Origin of the sequence: [Mycobacterium] fortunisiensis, from assembly GCF_019050325.1 — a bacterium.
Classification (GTDB): domain Bacteria; phylum Actinomycetota; class Actinomycetes; order Mycobacteriales; family Mycobacteriaceae; genus Mycobacterium; species Mycobacterium fortunisiensis.
In genome coordinates, this window is sequence record NZ_VOMB01000021.1 from 190,661 (window position 1) to 209,674 (window position 19,014).

19 protein-coding genes are annotated in these 19,014 nt (G+C 66.7%); 6 read left to right on the forward strand and 13 right to left on the reverse strand.

Going from position 1 to position 19,014, the window contains the following annotated elements; genetic code table 11:
* The first annotated feature begins 8 nt into the window (after nt 1-8).
* Entirely contained in the window at nt 9-773 is a 765-nt protein-coding gene (locus tag FR943_RS19450; protein WP_217159878.1) for an SDR family NAD(P)-dependent oxidoreductase, read from the forward strand.
* Between the two features lie 88 nt (nt 774-861).
* Nucleotides 862-1,647, forward strand: coding sequence for an SDR family NAD(P)-dependent oxidoreductase (locus tag FR943_RS19455; protein ID WP_217159879.1), 786 nt, complete (start codon nt 862-864; stop codon nt 1,645-1,647).
* A 124-nt stretch (nt 1,648-1,771) separates the two neighbouring features.
* Here FR943_RS19455 and FR943_RS19460 read toward each other — a convergent pair whose 3' ends face one another.
* From FR943_RS19460 to FR943_RS19475, 4 genes are read right to left on the reverse strand one after another with little or no spacing between them, the layout of a single operon-like run.
* Nucleotides 1,772-2,536, reverse strand: a complete 765-nt coding sequence (locus FR943_RS19460) for an enoyl-CoA hydratase/isomerase family protein (RefSeq protein WP_217159880.1) — start codon at nt 2,534-2,536, stop codon at nt 1,772-1,774.
* Nucleotides 2,537-2,540: 4 nt separating this feature from the next.
* On the reverse strand, nt 2,541-3,629 hold the full coding sequence (locus FR943_RS19465; protein ID WP_217159881.1) for an acyl-CoA dehydrogenase family protein: 1,089 nt from the start codon (nt 3,627-3,629) through the stop codon (nt 2,541-2,543).
* Complete coding sequence (locus FR943_RS19470; RefSeq protein WP_217159882.1) at nt 3,616-4,446, reverse strand: acyl-CoA dehydrogenase family protein; 831 nt, start codon at nt 4,444-4,446, stop codon at nt 3,616-3,618. Before FR943_RS19470 ends, FR943_RS19465 begins: the two co-directional genes overlap by 14 nt.
* Entirely contained in the window at nt 4,424-5,719 is a 1,296-nt protein-coding gene (locus FR943_RS19475; RefSeq protein ID WP_372448193.1) for a class I adenylate-forming enzyme family protein, read from the reverse strand. Before FR943_RS19475 ends, FR943_RS19470 begins: the two co-directional genes overlap by 23 nt.
* A 236-nt stretch (nt 5,720-5,955) precedes the next feature.
* Between FR943_RS19475 and FR943_RS19480 the strand changes: the two genes are divergently transcribed.
* On the forward strand, nt 5,956-6,267 hold the full coding sequence (locus FR943_RS19480) for a 2Fe-2S iron-sulfur cluster-binding protein (protein WP_217159883.1): 312 nt from the start codon (nt 5,956-5,958) through the stop codon (nt 6,265-6,267).
* Between the two features lie 58 nt (nt 6,268-6,325).
* Here the strand turns inward: FR943_RS19480 and FR943_RS19485 are convergent, their stop codons facing one another.
* From FR943_RS19485 to FR943_RS19500, 4 genes are all read right to left on the reverse strand, one after another.
* A complete protein-coding gene (locus tag FR943_RS19485; protein ID WP_217159884.1) occupies nt 6,326-7,387 on the reverse strand; it encodes a CaiB/BaiF CoA transferase family protein in 1,062 nt (353 codons plus the stop codon).
* Between the two features lie 73 nt (nt 7,388-7,460).
* The gene (locus tag FR943_RS19490) at nt 7,461-8,417 is read right to left on the reverse strand and encodes an LLM class F420-dependent oxidoreductase (RefSeq protein ID WP_217159885.1); all 957 of its coding nucleotides are present in this window, start codon (nt 8,415-8,417) and stop codon (nt 7,461-7,463) included.
* Nucleotides 8,417-8,815, reverse strand: coding sequence for a cobalamin B12-binding domain-containing protein (locus tag FR943_RS19495; protein ID WP_217159886.1), 399 nt, complete (start codon nt 8,813-8,815; stop codon nt 8,417-8,419). The genes FR943_RS19490 and FR943_RS19495 overlap by 1 nt, the downstream gene beginning before the upstream one ends.
* A 37-nt stretch (nt 8,816-8,852) precedes the next feature.
* On the reverse strand, nt 8,853-10,442 hold the full coding sequence (locus tag FR943_RS19500; protein ID WP_217159887.1) for a methylmalonyl-CoA mutase family protein: 1,590 nt from the start codon (nt 10,440-10,442) through the stop codon (nt 8,853-8,855).
* 255 nt (nt 10,443-10,697) lie between these two features.
* On the opposite strand from FR943_RS19500, the gene FR943_RS19505 reads away from it, so the two are divergent.
* Genes FR943_RS19505 through FR943_RS19515 form a run of 3 tightly spaced genes read left to right on the forward strand, consistent with a single transcriptional unit; the run spans nt 10,698 to nt 13,357 of the window.
* Complete coding sequence (locus FR943_RS19505; protein ID WP_217159888.1) at nt 10,698-11,546, forward strand: SDR family oxidoreductase; 849 nt, start codon at nt 10,698-10,700, stop codon at nt 11,544-11,546.
* A complete protein-coding gene (locus FR943_RS19510; protein WP_217159889.1) occupies nt 11,543-13,045 on the forward strand; it encodes a class I adenylate-forming enzyme family protein in 1,503 nt (500 codons plus the stop codon). The genes FR943_RS19505 and FR943_RS19510 overlap by 4 nt, the downstream gene beginning before the upstream one ends.
* Nucleotides 13,046-13,054: 9 nt before the next feature.
* Nucleotides 13,055-13,357 carry a hypothetical protein gene (locus FR943_RS19515; protein ID WP_217159890.1) on the forward strand — a complete coding sequence of 101 codons (303 nt, stop codon included), beginning with the start codon at nt 13,055-13,057 and terminating at the stop codon, nt 13,355-13,357.
* Nucleotides 13,358-13,430: 73 nt separating this feature from the next.
* Here FR943_RS19515 and FR943_RS19520 read toward each other — a convergent pair whose 3' ends face one another.
* The 5 genes from FR943_RS19520 to FR943_RS19540 all read right to left on the reverse strand — a co-directional run bounded on the left by FR943_RS19520 (nt 13,431) and on the right by FR943_RS19540 (nt 18,992).
* The gene (locus FR943_RS19520; protein ID WP_217159891.1) at nt 13,431-14,168 is read right to left on the reverse strand and encodes an SDR family NAD(P)-dependent oxidoreductase; all 738 of its coding nucleotides are present in this window, start codon (nt 14,166-14,168) and stop codon (nt 13,431-13,433) included.
* Between the two features lie 53 nt (nt 14,169-14,221).
* Nucleotides 14,222-15,310, reverse strand: a complete 1,089-nt coding sequence (locus FR943_RS19525) for a phosphotransferase (RefSeq protein ID WP_217159892.1) — start codon at nt 15,308-15,310, stop codon at nt 14,222-14,224.
* Nucleotides 15,307-16,509: a cytochrome P450 gene (locus FR943_RS19530; protein ID WP_217159893.1), complete on the reverse strand. Its 1,203-nt coding sequence runs from the start codon at nt 16,507-16,509 to the stop codon at nt 15,307-15,309. The genes FR943_RS19525 and FR943_RS19530 overlap by 4 nt, the downstream gene beginning before the upstream one ends.
* Before the next feature lie 114 nt (nt 16,510-16,623).
* Entirely contained in the window at nt 16,624-17,574 is a 951-nt protein-coding gene (locus FR943_RS19535; protein ID WP_217159974.1) for a LacI family DNA-binding transcriptional regulator, read from the reverse strand.
* Nucleotides 17,575-17,657: 83 nt separating this feature from the next.
* A complete protein-coding gene (locus FR943_RS19540; protein ID WP_217159894.1) occupies nt 17,658-18,992 on the reverse strand; it encodes an MFS transporter in 1,335 nt (444 codons plus the stop codon).
* Nucleotides 18,993-19,014: the final 22 nt, after the last annotated feature.

A 19,014-nucleotide genomic window follows, 5' to 3' on the forward strand; every position in this document is an offset into this window, starting at 1 on the left:
GGAACCATATGCAAATCGCCGGTAGCTCCGCGATCGTCGTCGGCGGTGCGGGTGGCCTGGGTGAAGCAACCGTCCGTCGGCTGCAGGCCGCGGGCGCCAAGGTGGTCATCGCCGACCTGGCCGATGACAAGGGCGCCGCACTGGAGAAGGAACTCGGTGTGCGGTACGTGCGCACCGACGCCACCTCCGAGGAGTCGGTCCTCGCCGCGATCTCCGAGGCCGAAGCCCTGGCCCCGCTGCGCATCTCGGTGGACACCCACGGCGGCCCGGCCAGCGGTGGCCGGCTGGTGGGCAAGGACGGGTCCCCCCTGGATCTCGACGGCTTCAAGAAGACCATCGAGTTCTACCTGACCGCGGTGTTCAACGTGATGCGGCTGTCGGCGGCCGCGATCGCCAAGACCGAGCCGCTGGAAGAAGGCGGCCGCGGCGTCATCGTCAACACCGCCTCGATCGCCGGCTACGAGGGCCAGATCGGCCAGCTGCCCTACTCGGCGGCCAAGGGCGGCGTGCTCGGCATGACGCTGGTCGCCGCGCGTGATCTGTCGCCGTTGGGAATCCGGGTCTGCACCATCGCCCCGGGCACCATCAACACTCCTGCCTACGGCAAGGCCGCCGATCAGCTGGAGCAGTACTGGGGCCCGCAGGTGCCCTTCCCCAAGCGGATGGGCCGCTCGACCGAGTACGGCCAGCTGGCACAGAGCATCATCGAGAACGACTACCTCAACGGCGAGATCATCCGCCTCGATGGGGCACTGCGCTTCCCGCCCAAGTAGTGGCGCACGTTCCCCCCTTGCACCGCGAACGTGCGCGTCTGTCGGTCAAAACGCCGATTCTGCGCGACGTTTCGTGCACACTCGCTGTATGACGACCGGGCACGAAACGTTGGTCGACCGCGACGGGACAGCAGGCAGCCTCGACGGGAAAGTCGCCTTCGTGGCCGGCGCCAGCCGTGGCATCGGCGCCACGATCGCGGCTGCCCTGGCGGCCGAAGGCGCCGCAGTGGCCGTGGCCGCCCGATCCGAACAGCCCGGCAAATTACCCGGCACGATCGGATCGGTGGCCGCGGCGATCAATGAATCCGGTGGCCGCGCGCTGCCGGTCGCCTGCGACGTCACCAGCGAGGAATCGGTGAACAAGGCTGTGGCGTCAGCGGTTTCGCAGTTCGGCGGCATCGACATCCTGGTGGCAAATGCCGGGGTGCTGTGGCTCGGCCCGATCGAGAACACGCCGCTCAAGCGCTGGCAACTGTGCCTGGACGTCAACCTGACCGGTGTGTTCCTGGTGACCAAAGCGGTGATCCCCGAGGTGCGCAGGCGCGGTGGGGGCTCACTCATCGCGATCACCACCACCGGCGTCGACATGGTCGAACACGGCTCCAACGCCTACTGGGTGTCCAAAGCCGCCGCCGAACGCCTGTACCTTGGGCTGGCCGCCGACCTACGGAAAGACAACATCGCCGTCAACTGTCTGAGCCCGTCGCGGGTGGTGCTGACCGAAGGATGGCAAGCCGGCGGCAGCGGGCTGCAGATCCCACCCCAGATGGTCGAGCCGCCAGAAGCCATGGGCCGCGCGGCCGTACGACTGGCCGGCCAGGATGCCAACGGCGTGACCGGCACGGTGCAGCGCTCCGAAGCACTCACCTGCTAGCTGCCGGCCTACCCCTTCGCACACGCGAGCGTGCGTGGAATGCTGCCCCGACACGGAGTGCCGGGCAGCAGACACGCACGCTCGCGGTGCTAGGTGAGCAGGGTGAGCTACGTGAGCAGGGCGATCAGTCCTTGGCGATCAGGCCATCGACGATCTTGTTGAAATCAGCCGTGCCGAAGGACACATACTCGGCGAGGTTGGCGTAATCCAGCGATGCCATCACCTGCTGCTCCAGCTGGATGTTCATCAGCCGCTTGGTGGCCTCGACTGCCTGCTTGGGCAGATCGATCAGCTTCTTGGCGCACGCGATCGCCTCGGCCAGCGGGTCTTCGACGACGTGGTTGGCCAAACCGAGCTCCACGGCCCGCTGCGCCTTGATCCGCACGCCGGTCAGCGCAAACTCCTTGGCCTGCAGCAACGAAATCTGCGAGCCCCAGACCAGCGGACCACCGTCGGCCGCCACCAGGCCGATCTGCACGTGCGGGTCGGCGAAGTGCGCATTCTCGGCCATGTAGACGACGTCGGACAGGGCGGCCAGGCTGCAACCGAGACCGACTGCGGGGCCGTTCACCGCCGCGATCACCGGGATACGGCACCGCACCATCCCGATGACGAGGTCCCGCCCGTGCTTGATCGTCTTCTGCCGCAGCGCTTCGTCGCGGCGCAGCTCATCGAGGTAGTTGAAGTCGCCACCGGCCGAGAAAGCCCGTCCCGCACCGGTGATCACCGCGGCCCGCGCCTCGGCATCCTCGTTGAGCGCCTCCCACAACCGCGCGAGCCCGACATGCAGGTTGTCGTTGACCGCGTTGAGCGCATCGGGGCGGTTCAGCGTGATGATGCGCAACGCACCGTCGGCCTGCACATCGATTTCGTCTGGCATTCCGTACATTTGGCTAGACCCCCAATCCGAGGATTCGCGACGCGATGATGTTCTTCTGGATTTGCGACGTACCACCCATGACGCTCTGCGCCCGGCTGTAGAGATACGCCTCCAACAGTTCTGGGTCCTTGGTCCCGGTGACCGACAACGCGGCATGCCCGACGGACTGCTCCACCCAGGTCATCAGCAGCTTGTCCAGCGATCCGTCGGGCCCGTGCTTGAGCCCGTCGAGCTGTTCGGACAGCCGGCGGCGCACGTGCAGCCGCAGCATCTCGGCCTGCACACCCGCCCAGGCCAGGTCCTCGGGAACTTTGCCCTCCACCCGAGATGCCATCTCGCGCACCAGTTTTCCGTAGCGCGCCGAATATCCCAGTGTCGACGGTTCACGTTCATGGCTGACCACCGTCATCGCCAGGCGCCAGCCGTCACCCGGCTCCCCGACCATGTTCGCGGCCGGCACCACCGCACCGTCGAAGGCCACCTGACCGAACTCGGTGGTGACGCCGTTGATCATCTGCAGCGGCCGCTGCTCGATGCCGTCCTGGTGCATCGACACGATGAATGCCGAGATGCCCTTGTGTTTGGCCACATCCTTGTCGGTGCGGGCCAGCACCAGGCACCAGTCCGCGACGTCGGAGTAGCTGGTCCAGATCTTGTGGCCGTTGATGATGTAGTTGTCACCATCGCGGGTCGCGGTGGTGGTCAGCGAGGCCAGGTCCGATCCGGCGCCGGGCTCCGAAAAGCCCTGGCACCAACGCTCGGTGCCGTTGATCATGCCGGGCAGGAAGCGCTGCTGCAGTTCCTTGCTGCCGTGGTGTCCCAGGCCGACGACCAGGTAGCCCAGGCTGGGACGCGGCGGGGCGCCGGCCCGGGCCGACTCCTCGTCGACGATGACGTCGTACACCGGTGGCAGATCCTGGCCGCCGAACTCCTTGGGCCAGGACGTGCCGAAGAACCCGGCGGCGTAGAGGGCTTGATGCCACTCCCCCATCCGGGCCCAGTAATCGTCGCCGGATGCCTTGAAGGACGCGGCGTTGTCGGCCAGCCAGGCGCGCAACCGGTCCCGGAAGGCAGCTTCCTCGGTGGAATCACGAAAGTCCAAGATCAGTGACCTCCAAGTCCTCTAGCTTGACAGGCCACAACTCGGTGGCCACCAGAACTCGGCGCAGGAACACATGCGCCAGGCATTCCCAGGTGTTTCCGATACCGCCGTGCACCTGGATCGCGGTCTCGCACACCGTGCGTGCGGCACGGGCGCAGTAAACCTTGGCGATCTTGCCGGCCCGCACGGCTTCGTCGGCCGGCAGCTCGTCGACTGCCCAGGCAGCATGACGCAGCACGCTGATCGACCCCTCGATCAGGGCCAGCCCGTCGGCGAGCAGGTGCGCGACGGCCTGATACGACCCGATCGTCGAGCCATACTGCTCACGGACTTTCGCGTAGTCGACCGCCAGCGCGTGCGCACCACGGGCCGCACCGACCAGGTCGGCGCAGGTGGCGGTCAGCGCCAACGCCCGCCAGCGCAACGCGTCCTCACTCGACAGTTCGGCGAGCTCGGCCGGCGACTCGACCGCGCCGACCGTGCTGCGGGTCAGATCCACCCCGGCCGTGGCGGCTTCGTCGGTGCCGACCGGAATCTCGCGGTCCAGACGACGACTCAGATCGTCGGCCAGCACCGGCCCGAGGAACGGCACATCGACCAGCCCGCGGGCGAACTCCTCGGCGATGATCGCCACTTCCACACCGGAGGCACCGTCGGAACGCAAGGTGCGCCACTCCGTGGCGGCGACCGTGCTTTCCAACCGGGAAATCCGGCCCTCATCCGACAGCTCTCCGACCGCATCCGGTCCGAGGTCGTCGGCCAGTTTCGCTGCGGCCTCTCGCAGCTGCTGCTGTTCAGACGTCAGACGAACGTCCATGCCGCTCCTTCAGCACTCGTCGCAATACCTTTCCGGAAGGTAACCGGGGTATCTCGGTTACGAACTCCACGCGGCTGGGCCGCTTGTACGACGCCAGCCGCGCACCGACCAGGTCGATGAGCTCGTCGGCCGACACCGCAGAACTTGTTGTCACGGCGGCTACCACGGCCTCGCCGTCGGCCGCGTCGGCCACGCCGAACACGGCACAATCGGTGACCGCCGGATGCCCGTGCAGCACCGCCTCGACCTCGGCCGGGGCCACCTGGAACCCGCGCACCTTGACCATTTCCTTGGAACGGTCGGTGATGCGGAGGTATCCGTCCTCATCGAGGTAGCCGATGTCCCCGGTGCGGTACCAGCCGTCGCAGAATGCGCCGGCGGTGGCATCCTTCGGCAGATAACCGGCCATCACGGAGTCCGACCGCACCTGGATCTCGCCGTCCTCGCCGATCCGGACGTCGACGCCGCGCACCGGGGTACCGACGGTGTCGATGCGCGTGGCGTCCAACGGGTTACAGGCGATCACGGGAAGTTCGGTGGTGCCATACGCGGTCAACCAGCGCACCCCGGAGCGCTCGGTCACGGCGTCGGCGACGCTGCGGGTCACCGGGGTGGCGCACCACATCACGTAGCGCAGCGAGGACAAATCGTGGCGACCCAGGTCAGGGTGCCCGGCCAGGGCCAAAGCGATTGGCGCCACGGCCATTTCGACCGTGATGCGATCGGATTCGATGTGTCGCAGCATGGTGTCGACGTCGAAGCGCCGGTGCAGCCGCATCCAGGCCCCGGTGTCGAGCACCATGGCGATGTTGAGCAGCCCCAGGATGTGCGACGGCGGCGTCATGATCTGCATGCGGTCGTCGGCGGTGAATCCCAGCGCGTCGCGCCAGTGCTCGATCGCCGCGGCGAACCCGCGATGCGTGTGCCGCACCGCCTTGGGCAGGCCCGTGGTGCCCGAGCTGAAGACGAACAGCGCGTCGGCGTCCGGGGCAGGCGGGTCGAACTGCCGACGGCCCGGGGTGATCGGCTCGTCCAGATGCAGCATCGGCATCTGCGATGCCAGCACCTCGTGGTCGCCGACCGCATGGCCCGGTGCGGTGAGAGCCAATACGTGGGCCACCTCGGTGGCCTTCCACGCCGGGCTGATCAGTACCGCCACCGCACCCAGGCCCCAGATGGCCCGCAACGCCACGACGAACTCGGGGCGGTTGGACGACATCATCGCGACACGGTCACCCGGCCTGACCCCACGATGCTCCAGCACAGTGGCCATTCCGCTGGTCAGCGCGTCGAGGTCGGCCAGGCTGTACTGCCGGTCCTCGAACGCGAGCACGGCGCCGGTATCGGTGACAGTCACCGAATTCGACCCCGCTGGCACATCGCACTGCCCTTTCCCTGAACATTGCCGAGTGAGCCCCGGCGAACACGTCAGCCGGGTTGAGAAGATACTATCATTTATGGAGAATGGTATTCTCTCTAAGTCAGAATGATAGTGCACAGGGGAGTCACATGACGGCAGAACCGATGGCCGGCAGCGCCGCGGACGGCAAGGTCACGATCGTGTTCGACCGCGAGCAGTTGTCCGTGCCGCGCAGGGACGGCGAAACACTGCTGGAGAGCGCGCGTCGCGCCGGCATGACGCCGCCTTTCTCCTGCGAGGCAGGCAACTGCGGCACCTGCATGGCCAAGCTCCTGGAGGGCACCGCCACCATGCGGGTCAACGACGCGCTCGACGACGACGAAGTGGCCGAAGGGTATGTGCTGACCTGCCAGGCCGTGCCGGACTGCGCTTCCGTGACGGTCTCCTACGACGAAGATTGAACTGAAGGTCTCGAAGGAGTCGCCGGTTTCTCCCGCAGGGTTGCCCGATCCCGGGCGATCACGACCCCGCGGCAGAAATCGGCGAATTCTGTCGGTACTCGTCGAACGACGGCGCGGGCCGATAGTCCGGCGTGTGGCCGGCGATCTGCACCGGGCTACCCACCAGCCGGAAATCCCCGGCGGTGACCAGCATCTCGGGGGTGGCGGCCAGCGCCTCGGGCAGGCTTCGCACCGCGGCGGCCGGAATGCCCAGCGGCTTGAGCCGTGACTCCCAGCTCGCGGCGGTATCGGTCGCCAACGCGGCGGTCACCAGAACGAGTACCTCGTCTCGCCGGGCCGCGCGTTCGGCCATCGTTTCGAAGCCGGCGATCCCCGCCTCGCCGGCGAACGACTTCCAGAAGCCGTCGTGCGTGATGAACAACGCCAGGTAACCGTCGGCCGTCGGAAACAGCTGTGCCGGCACGTAATACGAGTGTGCGCCGAATGGATGGCGGCGGGGTTCGACACCGTCGTTGAGGTACGCCGCAGCCCGGTAGTTCAGTTGCGAGAGCATGACGTCCCGCAACGAGACCTCCACCTGGCCACCCTTGCCCGAGACGATCATCGCCAGCAGGCCCAGTGCGGCCGTCAACCCGGTGGAGTTGTCGGCCGAAGAATAGCCGGGCAGCGTCGGTGGGCCGTCCGGATCACCGGTCATCGCGGCCACGCCGGTGGCGGCCTGGATCACGTAGTCGAACGCCGGATCGTCTCCCCCGTCGAGGCCGAAGCCGGTCATCGCGACACAAACGATCTCGGGGTTGTACTGGCGCAGGTTCTCATAGGTGAGGCCCAGCCTGCGGATCACCGACGGCTTCATGTTCACCAGCAATGCGTGTGAATCGGCCACCAGCTCACCGAGTTTCGCCTGACCGTCCGCCGAGGCGAGATCCAGACAGATGCTGCGCTTGTTGCGGTTGAGGCTGGCGAAGTAGCTGTCGCTGACCTGCCGCGAGATCTCACCACCCGGTGGTTCGACCTTGATCACCTCGGCGCCGAGATCGGCCAGCATCATCGTGGCGTACGGGCCGGCGAGCATCACGCCGACTTCGATGATGCGGATGCCCGCGAGCGGCCCCGTCATTTCGCCGAGACTACGGGTTTTGGCGTGAACTCGCCCAGAAGTCGCCACAAGTCGTAGTTTCGGCGTGGGCTTGTCACCGGACCGCCTTCGCGAGTTCGGCGATCACCTCACGGGTGCGGTACTTCGACGCGATCAGTTCGTCGCGGTTGTCGCCGATCGGCAACAGGCGCACCGACAGGTCCGTCACACCGGCGTCGGCGAACTGCTTGAACCGCTTCAGGATTGATTCCTCGTCACCGGCCGCGCACAGGTCACCGACGTTGCGGGCCTCACCCCGGTCGAGCAGCCGCTGGTAGTTCGGCGACGTCTCGGCCTCCGCCAGGATGCGGTTGGCCCGCTCCTTGGCCGACTCAATCTCCGAATTGGCGCACAGCGTGACCGGGATACCGGCCACGATGCGGGGCGCGGGCTTGCCGGCTTCGGCCGCGGCCTTGTTGATCTTCGGGGCGATGTGTTCGCCGATCGCCTTCTCATCGGCCATCCACAGCGACGTTCCGTCGGCGTGCTCACCGGCAATCTGCAGCATCACCGGCCCCAGCGCGGACACCAGCACCGGCATCGGGGTATCGGCGGCGAGCACGGTCGGGTTGTGCACCGTGAACGAATCATTCTCCACGTCAACGGGCCCCGGCCCAGAGATCGCGGTGTTGAGCACCTGCAGGTAGTCCCGTGTGTACGCCGCGGGCTTCTCATAGGGCAGGCCCAGCATGTCGCGCACGATCCAGTGGTGCGACGGTCCGACACCCAACGCCAGCCGGCCTCCCGACATGGCGTGTACCGAAAGCGCCTGCCGCGCCAGCGCGATCGGATGCTGCGCCTGCAGCGGCACCACCGCGGTCCCGAGTTCGATGCGTGTGGTGTTCGCCGCCATCAGCGCCACCATGGTCAGGCAGTCGAAGTCGTTGGGCACCTGCGGCATCCACGCGCTGTCCAGCCCAGCCGATTCGGCCCACTGGATATCGGAGACCAGTTTGGACACCTTGCGCGCCATGTCGCCACGCTCGGCACCGATCATCACACCAAGACGCATCAGCCGGCAACCTTTTCTGTCAGAGCACGAACATCGGTCACCAGCGTGTCGAGCGAGGTTCCGGTCGGGAACACCGCGGCGGCACCGGCATCGAGGAGTTTCTGCACATCGGACTGTGGGATCGTGCCGCCGACGACGACGGCGATGTCACCGGCATCGGCTGCCCGCAACGCCTCGACGGTGCGGGTAGTCAGCGCGACGTGCGCACCGGACAGGATCGACAGGCCGACCAGTGCAACGTCTTCCTGCAGGGCGATCGACACGATGTCCTCGATCCGCTGCCGAATGCCGGTGTAGATGACCTCGAATCCGGCGTCACGCAGGGTGCGCGCGACGATCTTGGCGCCGCGGTCGTGACCGTCCAGACCGGGCTTTGCCACCAAAACTCGTGTCGCCATATCTACTCAGGCCCTCTCTTCTTCGCGCAAGCGCTCATCAGAAGACCACCGGCTGCTGGAACTCGCCCCACACCGACTTCAACGTCGACACCATTTCTCCCACTGTGCAATACGCGTTGGCGCAGTCGATCAACCGGTGCATCAGGTTGTCGTCACCTTCGGCTCCTCTGGCCAACGCGGCCAATGTCTCTTTGACCGCCACGTCATCACGTTCAGCCTTGACCTTCGACAGTCGCTTGAGTTGAAGATCGCGCCCCTCGGCATCGAGCTCGTAGGTGGCGATGTCGGGTGCCGGTTCATCGACGACGAACTTGTTCACCCCGACCACCGGACGCTCACCGGACTCGGTCTCCTGGTGGATCTTGAACGCCTCGTCGGCGATCAGACCCTGCAGGTAGCCGTCCTCGATGCAGCGCACCATGCCGCCGTGCTTCTCCAGATCATCCATGATCTCGATGATCTTGGCCTCGGTGGCATCGGTCAGCGCCTCGACGAAGTAGGACCCACCGAGCGGATCGGCCACCTTCGTCACGCCGGTCTCGTAGGCGAGGATCTGCTGGGTACGCAGGGCCAGCGTGGCCGACTCCTCGGACGGCAACGCGAACGGCTCGTCCCAGGCGGCAGTGAACATCGACTGCACCCCGCCCAGCACGGCGGCCATGGCCTCGTACGCGACGCGCACCAGGTTGTTCTGCGCCTGGGGGGCATACAGCGAGGCGCCGCCGGCCACGCAGCCGAAGCGGAACATCGAGGCCTTGTCGGTGGTGGCGCCGTAGCGCTCCCGCACGATCGTGGCCCACCGGCGCCGGCCCGCACGGTATTTGGCGATCTCCTCGAAGAAGTCGCCGTGGGTGTAGAAGAAGAACGAGATCTGCGGGGCGAATTTGTCGATCGTCATCCGGCCGCGCTCGACGACGGTGTCGCAGTAGGTGACACCGTCGGCCAGGGTGAACGACATCTCCTGGACGGCATTGGCGCCGGCATCGCGGAAGTGCGCACCGGCCACCGAGATCGCGTTGAACCGCGGTACCTCGGCGGCACAGAACTCGATGGTGTCGGCGATCAGCCGCAGCGACGGTTCGGGCGGCCAGATCCAGGTGCCGCGTGACGCGTATTCCTTGAGGATGTCGTTCTGGATGGTGCCGGTGAGCTTCTCGCGCGGCACACCTTTCTTCTCGGCGGCGGCGACGTAGAACGCCAACAGGATGGCCGCCGTGCCGTTGATGGTGAAACTCGTGCTGATCTTGTCCAGCGGGATGCCGTCGAAGAGAATCTCGGCGTCGGCCAGGGTGTCGACGGCGACGCCGACACGACCGACCTCTTCGCCGTACTCCTCGTCATCGGAGTCGTAGCCGCACTGCGTGGGCAGGTCCAACGCCACCGACAGCCCCGTGCCACCCTGATCGAGCAGGTAGCGGTACCGGCGGTTGGATTCCTCGGCGGTGCCGAAGCCCGAGTACTGCCGGAATGTCCAGGTCTTGCCGCGATAGCCGGAGGCGAAGTTGCCGCGGGTAAACGGATAGCTCCCGGGGGGAGGCGGCTCGACCGCGCGATCGCTCGGCCCATAGACGGGCGCCAGCGGGATACCCGATGGTGTCTCTACTGAAGGGACAGCTTGCTCGCTCATCAGTGGATAACGTACTTGCTAAAAATGAGAATGCCAATACCGCATGGTGGAAATGTGGCGCCTGTACTGGCCGGGAGCGCTCCGACCTGCAGCTACGAGCGGCGATGACGAGACCGGTGAATGGGTCTGGTCGGCGCCGGTTCCCCGGGCGCCGCAACCGACGATTACGACACTTGCTAAAAATGAGAATGCCAATACCATTTGGGTACGGTTGATAACGACGCACAGCGGACGCTGCGCTCGACGAGGAGGACCATGTCCAGCCAGCAAGAGTCATTCACTGATCGCACGCTTGTCGTGTCCGGCGGCAGCCGCGGCATCGGGCTGGCGATCGCGCTGGGCGCGGCCCGCCGCGGGGCGAACGTGGTGCTGCTGGCCAAGACCGCAGAGCCCCACCCCAAACTCCCCGGCACCGTGCACACCGCGGTCGCCGAGGTCGAAGCCGCCGGCGGCAAGGGCGTCGCGGTGGTCGGCGATGTGCGCAAGGAAGAGGACGTCGCCCGCGCGATCGAGACGGCGGTGGAGCACTTCGGCGGCGTCGACATCGTGGTCAACAACGCCAGTGCCATCGCCACCGAGCCGACCGAGGCGCTGTCGGCCAAGAAGTTCGACCTGATGATGGACATCAACGTCCGCGGCACGTTCCTGCTGACCAAGGCGGCGCTGCCGCACCTGCGCAAGTCGGCCAACCCGCAGGTGTTGACGCTGGCCCCGCCGATGAACATGAACCCGTACTGGCTGGGCGTGCACCCGTCCTACACCTTGTCCAAGTACGGCATGACCCTGCTCTCGCTGGGCTGGGCCGCCGAATACGCAGACGCCGGCATCGGCTTCAGCTGCCTGTGGCCCGAGACCTACATCGAGACCTCCGCGGTGACCAACCTCGCCGACGGGCAGAACCTGGCGCAGTCGTCGCGCAAGCCCGAGATCATGGCCGATGCCGCCGTGGAGATCCTGTCCCGCCCGGCCGCCGAGGTGAACGGCCAGACCTTCGTCGACGCCGAGGTGCTCAAGGCCGCAGGTGTCACCGACCTGTCGCAGTACGGCGGCGGGGACGATCCGATCATCGACATCTTCATCGACGCGCCGGGGCAGGGCCTGTGAGCATCTCGCTGCTGCTGGAGATGGCGGTCTCGGGTGGTCCCGAGCGCACCGCGGTGGTCTCCGACGACCTGCGGCTGACCACCCAGGAGGTCAGCGATCTGGCCGACGGCGGTGCCGGGGTCATCGCCGCCTCCGGGGCGGCGCACGTCGCCTACGTCGGCACCGGCGGCGCGCTGCTGCCGCTGCTGCTGTTTGCCTCCGCCCGCGCCGCCGTGCCGTTCACCCCACTGAACTACCGGCTCAGCCGCGACGGCCTGCACGAGCTGATCGAGCGTCTGCCCGAGCCACTCGTGGTCACCGACGCCGAATACGCTGACGTCGTTGCCGGTGCGGGCAAGCAGGTGATCACCTCCGAGGAGTTCCTGGCCGCGGCGCGGGGCGCCGACCCCGCCGCCGAGTTCGCCGATCCGGACGCGGTCGCGGTGGTGCTGTTCACCTCGGGCACCACCTCGCGCCCCAAGGCCGTCGAGCTCACCCACAACAACCTGACCAGCTACATCACCGGAACCGTCGAATTCGCCTCGGCGGCAGAGGAAGACGCGGCACTCATCTGCGTGCCGCCCTATCACATCGCCGGGGTCAGCGCGGCCATGTCGAATCTGTACGCCGGGCGAAAGATGGTGTACCTGCGGCACTTCGATGCCGAGAAGTGGGTCGAGTTGGTCCGCGTCGAGGGCGTCACGTCGGCAACGGTGGTTCCGACCATGCTGGACCGTATCGTCACGGCGCTGGAGCGCGCCGGCGTCGAGCTGCCCACCTTGCGCAACCTCGCCTACGGCGGCTCCAAGGTGGCGCTGCCGCTGGTCCGCAAGGCGCTGCAACTGCTGCCGAACGTCGGCTTCGTCAACGCGTACGGCCTGACCGAAACCAGTTCTACCATCGCGGTTCTGGGCCCCGATGATCACCGCGAGGCATTGGCCGCCGAGGACGCCGGCGCGGCCCGGCGGCTCGGGTCGGTCGGTCAGGTGGTGCCCGGCATCGAGGTGCAGATCCGTGGCGAGGACGGCACCGTCTTGGGCGCCGGCGAGACGGGTGAACTGTTCGTCCGCGGCGAGCAGGTCTCGGGCCGCTACACCGACATCGGATCGGTGCTCGACGCCGAAGGCTGGTTCCCCACCAAGGATGTCGCCATGCTCGACGAGGGCGGCTACCTGTTCATCGGTGGACGCTCCGACGACACCATCATCCGTGGCGGGGAGAACATCGCCCCAGCCGAGATCGAGGACGTGCTCGTCGAACACCCCGAGGTCCGCGACGTCGCCGTCGTCGGCCCCGAGGACCCGCAATGGGGCCAGATCATCGTGGCCGTCGTGGTGCCCGCGCCGGGCGCCTCCCCGGATCCCGACGCGCTGCGCGATCATGTGCGTAGGCAACTGCGCGGATCCCGTACGCCCGACCGGGTGGTGTTCCGCGACGAGCTGCCCACGAACCCGACCGGCAAGGTACTGCGCCGTCAGCTCGTCGATGAACTTGCACCCGTCTCAGAGCCCACCCCCTAAGGAGTCAGCATGATCAAGAACGGCACCCGCCTGCAGAGCCAGGTGTGCGACACCCAGGTGATCGTGGTGCGCAGCGCCGACAGCCTCGACGATCTGCGGGCCGGAGGCGTGGCCATGATCCCGCTCGATGCCGAGAAGGATTCGGCCGCAACGATTGACCCGGCGTTCTCCGATGGCACCCTGATGGGCAAGCGCTACGTCGATGAGGACGGTGCCGAGGTGCTTGTCACCAAGGCCGGTGCCGGCACCCTGTCGGTCGGCGCCACCGCACTGAGCCTCAAAGAGGCCAAGCCACTGCCGGCCAGCGACTGAAGTTTCCTGCCGAGCAGACGCGCAGGTACCCCATTCCACGCGATTTCGGGTACCTACGCGTCTTTTCGCGCTGTCAGGGGTGACGGCTGGTCACTCCCCCATCCACGACGAGTTGCGTACCGGTGATGAACGACGCCTTCGGCGACATCAGGAACGCCACCGCGGCCGCGACCTCGTCAGGCTGACCGAGTCGGCCCAGCGGTGCGGCCTGTTCGAAGCCTGCCCGGATCTCCTCGATGTCCAATGCGATCTGCAGCATCGGAGTGTGGATGAAGCCTGGGCACACGGCATTGACGCGAATTCCCAACGGGCCCAACTGTGCAGCCATAGACCGCGTCATACCGAGCAAGCCGGCCTTGGAGGCGCAGTACGCCGGGATGAACGGGTTGGCCGCCAGACCCTCGATACTGGAGATGCCCACGACTGCGGGCGATCCACCGTCAGCTGCGGACCTCTCCAAGTGCGGCAGCAGCAGCTGCATCAACAGCGCCTGGGCACGCAGGTTCACGTCGAGCACCGCGTCCCAGGACTCCTCGGTGTAGGCACCGACCGGTTCTGGGAGCACGCGGCCCGCGGCGTGCACCAGGCCGTCGATGCCGTCGAGCGCCTGCGCAGTCTCCTCGACGGCCGCACTGAGCGCACCGGTGTCACACACGTCGATCACTGTCGAGGGCATGCCCAACCCTTCGGCCACCCCGCAGACCTCGGGAGCCATGTCCCACAACGCAACCCGTCGGCCGTCCGCAATCAGCGCCTCCGCACTGGCCCGGCCGATCCCCGACGCTGCACCTGTCACCACCACACCTGTCATGCCGGACAGGTTAGGGGCTGAACAGTGATCCGGGGACGATTTGGATATACCGACTAACCGATGAGATCGGCCAGCGCCTGGGCGGTCTGCAGGTCCTCGTACGCCGCTGAATACCGTTGGGCCAGAGCCAACGCGATGTCCGGGCGCTGCCAGAGCTCCCCCGCGCTGGCGGTGGCCAGCCAGGTCATCAGACCGTGCGCCACCGAAGCCCGGTACCGCAACCAGATCTCATCGGGCGACGGCAGTTCGTCGGCCGGCAGTCCGAGCTCGTCACGATACTCCTCGAGCAATTGGCGTTCGGCGACCCGGCGATCCTCGGTGGTCAGCGCGCCCTGCAAGAAATAGCCCAGATCCACGGAGAAGTTGCCGCGACGGGCCACCTGCCAGTCCAGGAAGCCGACGTCGCCGTCGGGAAGCGCTCCCGGAACGACGTAGGTGTTGCCGATGTGCGGGTCGCCGTGCAGCAGTGTCTGCGACGTCCCGGGCGCGGTGAGGGTCCGGATGAACGGCTTCCAAATCCCTTCCACCAGATGGTCGATGGTCAGGGCATGGACCGAGGCCGGCGCGTCGTCGCCGAGGCGTTCCAGTGCGGCCGGCAGGGGCGCCCACTGCATACCGTCCCAGGGTTCGAACGGCTCCAGCCACCCCAGGCCGGGATGGCGCACCCGCTCACCCCAGAACGCGCCGTGCAATCGGGCCAACCCGCGTACGCCCTGCGCGGCCTGTTCGACGGTCAGCGGCCTGGTGGCATCCCGCGGGTCGGCGGCACGGGCGGTGAGATCCTCCATGATCAGCACGAAGTCCTCGTCACCCTCGTCGATGGGCGCGGCGAACACCGTCGGATGTTCCAGCGGCAGCTCGACTTTGGAGTTGAAAAGCCTGGGCTCGTGCAGCAGGCCGCTGGTGTACTTGATCATCTCCTTGTGGCCGGGGTCGACAGCCTTGGCGAACACTGTCAGAGGCCCAGCCGGACCCGGTTTGTAGGTGACCGACAGGCGCGCACGACGGTTGGTGCCGTCGTCGCGCATGTCGACGCTGACGCTGTCTACCACCGTGCCCGGATGGTGGTCGGCCAGCGCCGCCGTCAACCACTCCGGCGTGACGTCGGCCCAGTCCTTGGGGACGGCCAGCGCGGCAGTCACGGGACGAACACTGGCATCGAATCCCAGCCGCGGACAGTCGATGTCGGCGACAACTCGGCGTTGTCCAGATCGACCTCCCACTCCGGCCAGCGTTTGAGCATCTCCTCCAACGCAATGCGGCCTTCCAGCCGCGCCAGCGCCGAGCCCAGGCAGTAGTGAGTGCCGACGCTGAACGCCAGGTGCTGGCGCTGCTCGCGGTGGATGTCGAAAATCTCACCGTCCGGCGGGAACTGGCGGCTGTCTCGCACGGCCGCACCGATGAGCATCATCATCACGCTGCCCTCGGGCACCGTCTGGCCGTGGAACTCGATGTCACGGGTGACGTAGCGGGCCACGTGCGGGGCCGGCGGCTCGAACCGCAGAAGTTCCTCGATCGCCTGCGGGATGAGCGCGGGGTTCTCCACCAGTTGACGACGCTGATCCGGGTGCTCGGCCAAAACCTTTGCCGCCCACCCGATCAGCCGAGTGGTGGTCTCGTTGCCCGCGCCGGCCACCACGTTGATGTAGATGAGCAGTTCCTCGCGGGTGAGCTTGCGGGTGACACCGTGCTCATCGGTGAATTCGACGTTGAGCAGATCGGTCATGATGTCGTCGGAAGGATTGTCCTTGCGCCAGTCGATGTAGGCCTCGAAGATCGAGCCGTCGACCAGGCCGTCCTGCGCCGCCGCCATGGGCTGACCGGCCTCGGTGCGCATCTGCGCGTTGCCGTGGTCGCGGATTTTTTCCTGGTCCTCCTCGGGAATGCCGAGCAGTGCGCTGATCACCCGCATCGGCATGATCGCGCCGAAATCCTTGATGAAGTCGATCTTGCCTGCGCCCAACAGCGGATCCAGCGATTGCGCACAGAACTCCCGGATCTTGGGTTCCAGGGCGTTGATCTTGCGTGGGGTGAACATCCGGGCCAGCAGCTTGCGGTGCACCGTGTGGATCGGCGGATCCTCGAAAATCAGGGCACCCGAGGGAATGTCGATGTTCGCCTTGATCAGTTCGATGATCGCGCCGCGGGCGGAGCTGAAGGTCTCGTGGTCGACGAGGCCCTTGTTGACATCGGCGAACCGGCTCAACGCGTAGAAGTCGTGCTGCTCGTTGTAGTACAGCGGCGATTCCTCGCGCAGCCGGGCAAACGTCGGATACGGGTTGGCGTTGATCTCGACGTCGTAGGGGTCGAAGTACACGTCACTGGTGGTGCTCACACTCACGGCGGTCCGCCTCTCTGAGGGCTGCGGAGAGTTACTTACCCGCGTAAGTTACACGGCGGGGCGGCCCCCGGACAAGACCGCGACGGCTTACGGTCAGCTGTTCACGGGTAACGCTCAGGTGCTCTCACGCACGATGAGCGTGGCCGGGTCACTGCCCTCGACGTCGGCGGCCGTGGGATATCCGAGTTCGGCCATCATGGCCGGGACCGCGGCATCGACAATTGTCTTGGCGTCGAACACCACGGAGGTCAGGGGTGGGGAACTCACCGCCCCCAGCGGTATCGCATCGACCCCCATGACCGCGAGGTCATCCGGGCAACGCAAGCCGGCCTGGCGTATCCCGTGCAGGACCACGAACGCCGTCTCGTCGCTTTGCGCACACACGGCCGTCACGCCCGCCGACACCCATTTCGACACGACCGCGGCCGCGTCGGATCCGTCGGTACCGACACTGTCGACCTCGATCTCGGGCAGGCCCTGCGCGTCGGCGGCCACCCGCAGACCCGACAACCAGTAGTCACCGAGCGGCCGCAGTACCTCGGCACCGGAATAGGCGAAGCCCAGCCGCGTGTGGCCGCGCGACATCAGGTGCTCCACCCGCATCGCTCCGACGGTCAGATGCAACGACCCGAGCGCGCGTAGCTTCTCGCTACCCAGATAGATCTGCGGGATTTTCGCCGCCTCCACCGCCGCCGCGGCAGCACCGGTGAGCGGGAACACGCCGGCAACGGCCACCGGATTGAGACTCGCCATCGCGTCGACGATGTTCTGACCGTCATCTGTCTCGAGCTGCATCGACAAAACGATGCCGTGGCGACCGAGCGCGGTGGTGAGACGACTGCCGACCTCCAGTGGAAGTTCTCCGAGGTCCGTCCGCGGCACGATGTAGAGCACCACACCGCTGCCGCCGACCGCGAGGTTTCGGGCCGCCAGGTTGGGCCGGTAACCGAGCTCGGCGGCCGCCTTGCGCACCGCGGCCTGGGTCTGCTCCGAGATACGTTGACCTTCAACGTTGTTGAGAACGTAGCTCACGGTCGCCGTGGAGACGTTGGCGAGCCTGGCCACGTCGGCTTTCGTCGGGCGGAGCCCGACGTTCGACCTGGCCGGGCGGCCTTCTGTCGACCTGGCCGGACGTCCTTTTGCAGCGCTCACGGTGTCATCGTGACACGTTGCTGGTCATTTGGTTGCTCTCCACCGCCCAGCGGCTGCCCCGCGCTCTCCCGCAAGGTCAGGACGGTGACCACCGAGACCACACCGGCGACAGCGAGATACAGCGCGGGTGCCAGGTTGTTGCCGGTCGCCGCGGTGAGCCAGGTGACCACATACGGTGTGGTCCCTCCGAACACCGCCACCGCGATGTTGTAGCCGATCGAGAAGCCGCTGTAGCGCACCCGGGTGGCGAACAGTTCGACACCGGCGGTGACCGCGGTCGCCACGTACACCGATTCGATCGCGGCCAGCAGGCAGTGGCCGATGATCGCTGCCGTCACCGAGCCCGAATTCATCAGCAGGAACAACGGATACGCGCCCACTGCGAAGCCGACCGCCCCGGCGATCAACAACGGCTTGCGGCCGATCCGGTCCGAAAGCGCGGCCAGCGGCAGGATGAGGAGCAATGCCACGAGGCTGGCCAGGGTGATCGAGACGAACGCCTGGGTCTTGCTGAACTGCAGCGCCTTGATGAAGTACGTCGGCAGGAAGGTGAAGACGACGTAATAGCCGACGTTGAACACGATGAACATGCCGACGACCTGCAGGATGGCGCGGCGCGCCGTACCGACTGCTTCCCGCAGCGGTGAGGTGGCCACCCGGTCGGCCTCGTCGAGTTTGGCGAATTCCGGCGTGTCGTCGAGCCGCAGCCGGATGTAGAGGCCGACCAGTCCCAGTGGGGCGGCCACCAGGAACGGGATGCGCCAGCCGTAGCTCTCCATTGCCTCGGGCGGCAGCAGCGCCTGCAGCAGGGTGACGGTGATCGACCCCAGCAGGAAGCCGAGCACCCCCGACCACGCGATGAACGTCACGGTCAGACCGCGCCGCCGCGTCGTCGAATACTCGGCGAGATACACGGCGCCACCGCCATATTCGCCGCCGGCCGAGAAGCCCTGCAGACACCGCAGCAGGAGCAGCAACAGTGGCGCGGCCACCCCGATGCCGGCGTAGGTGGGAAGCAGGCCGATCCCCAGGGTGGCCGCCGACATCAGCAGGATCACCACCGAAAGGACCCGCTGCCGGCCCAACCGGTCACCCAGGGGCCCGAACACGAATCCACCCAGCGGACGCATGAAGAACGCGGCCGCGAAGATTGCGAAAGTGTTGAGCAGCGCGGCGGTTTCGTTCCCGGCCGGGAAGAAGTTGGCGGCGATATAGGTGGCCAGAAATCCGTAGATGGCGAAGTCGAACCATTCCACCGCATTGCCGATCGACGCACCGACGATCGCCTTGCGCACGGTGGGATCGACACGGGGGGTGCGGGAATGCTCCATCAACAGAAAACTCGCCTCTCGG

What these genes read in the sequence shown, in the direction of transcription:
- FR943_RS19450 (WP_217159878.1), top strand. Translation starts at nt 9, where the DNA reads ATGCAAATCGCCGGTAGCTCCGCGATCGTCGTCGGCGGTGCGGGTGGC.
- FR943_RS19455 (WP_217159879.1), top strand. Translation starts at nt 862, where the DNA reads ATGACGACCGGGCACGAAACGTTGGTCGACCGCGACGGGACAGCAGGC.
- FR943_RS19460 (WP_217159880.1), bottom strand. Translation starts at nt 2,536, where the DNA reads ATGTACGGAATGCCAGACGAAATCGATGTGCAGGCCGACGGTGCGTTG.
- FR943_RS19470 (WP_217159882.1), bottom strand. Translation starts at nt 4,446, where the DNA reads ATGGACGTTCGTCTGACGTCTGAACAGCAGCAGCTGCGAGAGGCCGCA.
- FR943_RS19475 (WP_372448193.1), bottom strand. Translation starts at nt 5,719, where the DNA reads ATGGCCACTGTGCTGGAGCATCGTGGGGTCAGGCCGGGTGACCGTGTC.
- FR943_RS19480 (WP_217159883.1), top strand. Translation starts at nt 5,956, where the DNA reads ATGACGGCAGAACCGATGGCCGGCAGCGCCGCGGACGGCAAGGTCACG.
- FR943_RS19485 (WP_217159884.1), bottom strand. Translation starts at nt 7,387, where the DNA reads ATGACGGGGCCGCTCGCGGGCATCCGCATCATCGAAGTCGGCGTGATG.
- FR943_RS19490 (WP_217159885.1), bottom strand. Translation starts at nt 8,417, where the DNA reads ATGCGTCTTGGTGTGATGATCGGTGCCGAGCGTGGCGACATGGCGCGC.
- FR943_RS19495 (WP_217159886.1), bottom strand. Translation starts at nt 8,815, where the DNA reads ATGGCGACACGAGTTTTGGTGGCAAAGCCCGGTCTGGACGGTCACGAC.
- FR943_RS19500 (WP_217159887.1), bottom strand. Translation starts at nt 10,442, where the DNA reads ATGAGCGAGCAAGCTGTCCCTTCAGTAGAGACACCATCGGGTATCCCG.
- FR943_RS19505 (WP_217159888.1), top strand. Translation starts at nt 10,698, where the DNA reads ATGTCCAGCCAGCAAGAGTCATTCACTGATCGCACGCTTGTCGTGTCC.
- FR943_RS19515 (WP_217159890.1), top strand. Translation starts at nt 13,055, where the DNA reads ATGATCAAGAACGGCACCCGCCTGCAGAGCCAGGTGTGCGACACCCAG.
- FR943_RS19520 (WP_217159891.1), bottom strand. Translation starts at nt 14,168, where the DNA reads ATGACAGGTGTGGTGGTGACAGGTGCAGCGTCGGGGATCGGCCGGGCC.
- FR943_RS19540 (WP_217159894.1), bottom strand. Translation starts at nt 18,992, where the DNA reads ATGGAGCATTCCCGCACCCCCCGTGTCGATCCCACCGTGCGCAAGGCG.